The 2,559-nt window shown below is 58.9% G+C and carries 1 protein-coding gene and 2 pseudogenes; all 3 read right to left on the bottom strand.

Annotated features, from left to right (window positions below):
• Positions 1–837: pseudogene (locus tag QCE62_RS34965) on the bottom strand (IS3 family transposase); the annotation flags it as partial.
• A 283-nt stretch (positions 838–1,120) separates the two neighbouring features.
• Positions 1,121–2,140 carry an IS110 family transposase gene (locus QCE62_RS34960; RefSeq protein WP_309927986.1) on the bottom strand — a complete coding sequence of 340 codons (1,020 nt, stop codon included), beginning with the start codon at positions 2,138–2,140 and terminating at the stop codon, positions 1,121–1,123.
• A gap of 122 nt (positions 2,141–2,262) precedes the next feature.
• Positions 2,263–2,546, bottom strand: a pseudogene (locus QCE62_RS34955) (transposase); the annotation flags it as partial.
• Positions 2,547–2,559 lie beyond the last annotated feature (13 nt).

Here is a 2,559-nt window from a genome sequence, read left to right as displayed (position 1 = left end):
CGACACGAAGCCAAGCGATGAATGACGACGACTGCGGTTATAAAACACTTCGATGTATTCGAACAAGTCCGCGACGGCTTCGCGTTGCGTGCGGTACCTCGTGCCATGCGCTCGCTCGTTCTTCAGACTGTTGAAGAAGCTTTCCGTCGGCGCGTTATCCCAGCAACTGCCTTTGCGGCTCATGGAGCATTGCATGCCGTACGAGTTGAGCTTGCGCTGGAAGTCGTGGCTGGCGTATTGACTGCCCCTATCCGAGTGATGCAGCGCGCCAGGCGCGGGCCGACGGCGGAACCATGCCATCGTCAGCGCGTCGATAACGAGTTCCGTGGTCATGCGCGGCTTGACAGACCAGCCCACGACCTCCCGGTTGAACAGGTCCAGCGTGACGGCCAGGTACAGCCAACCTTCGTCGGTCCAGATGTACGTGATGTCCGAGGTGAACACCTGATTGGGCCCGGCCGGCGCGAAGTTGCGATTCAACACGTTCGGCGCGACCGGCAACTTGTGCCGGGAATCGGTTGTTACGCGGTAACGGCGCTTGTGGCGGGCTCGAATACCGTTGGCGCTCATCAACCGCTCTACCCGTGCCTTGCTGGCTGGGAAGCCGCGAGAGCGAACCTCTTCGGTCATGCGCGGCGAACCGTACGCGCCTTTGACCTCGGCGTGAATCGTCCGAATCAACGTGAGCAACTGCGCATCGGTCAGCCGCTGACGCTCGGGCGTGCCGCCGCGCTTCCAGGCGCGATAGCCATTAACGCTTACGCCAAGGACCTCGCACAGCGCCAACACGGGATATTGCCGGCACTGCGTGTCAATCCAGGCGAACTTCACAGGAGGTCTCTATGAACGCGTCCCGTTTTGCAACAGCTTTCGTGTGTTCAGATTGACAGGATGGGTCGCAGCTCTCTATCCGGCCTTTATGCAGCCGGTGCTGCCGCTGCGGGCCCCTATGAAATTCGCTGACTCGCACCTCATTCCTTCGGCGAGCTCGAAAGCTCCTCCTCCTGTTCAGGTTTTGCGAGTCCCGGTCCTACCTGGCTGGTCATCACACTCGATTGCTGCGCAACCTTTCGACGTTCACCCTTTGCTAAACGTTACTCTTCTCCGTGGCATTCACCGGTCAGGCCGGTTTCATGCTCACGTAGTCTTTTTGGTACGCCCTGTCGTGGGCGAGCACGGCCCAGATCGTGCGCGCCATCTTGTTGGCTAGTGCCACGACCACCACATTTCGCGGTCGCCGCTTCTCCATTTGCTCGACCCACCGGCCTGGCTCTTTCGCGTGCGTTAATACACTGCGAGCGCCGTGAATCAAAAGAGTGCGCAAATAGGTATCACCCTTCTTGCTGATGCCGTGCAGATTTACCTTGCCGCCTGAGCCGGTCTGCCTGGGTACGAGACCTGCCCATGCAGCGAACTCCCTACCCGAGTTGAATGCGTTCGCGTCGCCTATCATCGCGACCGCTGCCGTTGCAGTCAGTAAGCCCACACCAGGAATCTCGCTAATTGCTTTGACTGCGGAGTCTTCCTTCTTCCACTCGCGCATGCGCCGCTCAATCTGAGCAATCTGTTCATCCAGCCTCGCCAACCCGTTCCATTGATCACGCAGAGTGTCTATCAGGACCGCCGGCAGCCGATCCGCAAGGCGACCGAGTACTTCCGGTATTGTCTTGTCGAGCGTCGCTCGCCCCTTGCCCATCACTTCGCCGTACTCCGTCATCAACCCGCGCAACGCATTCACCTGCATCGTGCGGAACTTCACCAGTTGCTCTCGCATACGGTGCAATCCGAGCATAGCCTGCTGTATCTCGGTCTTTACCGCTACAGCCTTGCTTGGCTGCTGTACTGCCAGCCAGATTGCCTTGGCATCCGCCGCATCGCTCTTGTTGCGAATGTTGAACGCCTTGACAAACTCCGCTGGCATTAGCCGGACCTTATGGCCCATCCTGGTCAGTTGCCTCGCCCAATGGTGCGCCCCGCCACAGGCCTCCATCCCTATTAAACACGGGGCACGGTTCGCAAAGTGCTCCAGAAATTTTGCCCGCTTAACCGGCTTGTTCACGACCTCGCCGGTTTGCTGATCGACGTAATGGACCTGGAAAACCTGCTTGGCGATGTCTACGCCCACAGCCATACTGTTCATCGTGGATCCTCCGGTTGCCGGGAAATGCTTGCATTTTCCACCTGGGCGCATATCGATGCCGTTGGCCCGTGAGGATCCACCTTTCTTTGCTTACGTTCACGGGTGGGACGCGTTCATTTCATTCCTTCGCGAAGAACGCCGCCGCTTTTTTTGCGATTTCCAGCTCCATCTGCAAGCGCTTGTTCTCCGCTCGCAGCCGCGAGAGCTCCATTTGCTCCGCCGTAACGACTTTAGCCCCCAGACCGTTGAGCTTGCCGGCCTCCGAGGCCTTCAGCCAGTTGCGCAGAGTCTGCGTCGACATACCCAACTCCCGGGATACGGCGCTCAGGCCTTGCCCGTCCTTGACTCGTTGCACGGCGGCTTCCTTGAACTCTGCCGTGTACACCTGGTGCGGTACCTTGAACATCTATGCTTTCCTT

It is taken from the genome of Caballeronia sp. LZ033 (genome assembly GCF_031451265.1).
Classification (GTDB): domain Bacteria; phylum Pseudomonadota; class Gammaproteobacteria; order Burkholderiales; family Burkholderiaceae; genus Caballeronia.
The sequence above is the reverse complement of the archived record's forward strand: the minus strand, read 5'-3'. Positions and strand labels throughout refer to the sequence as shown.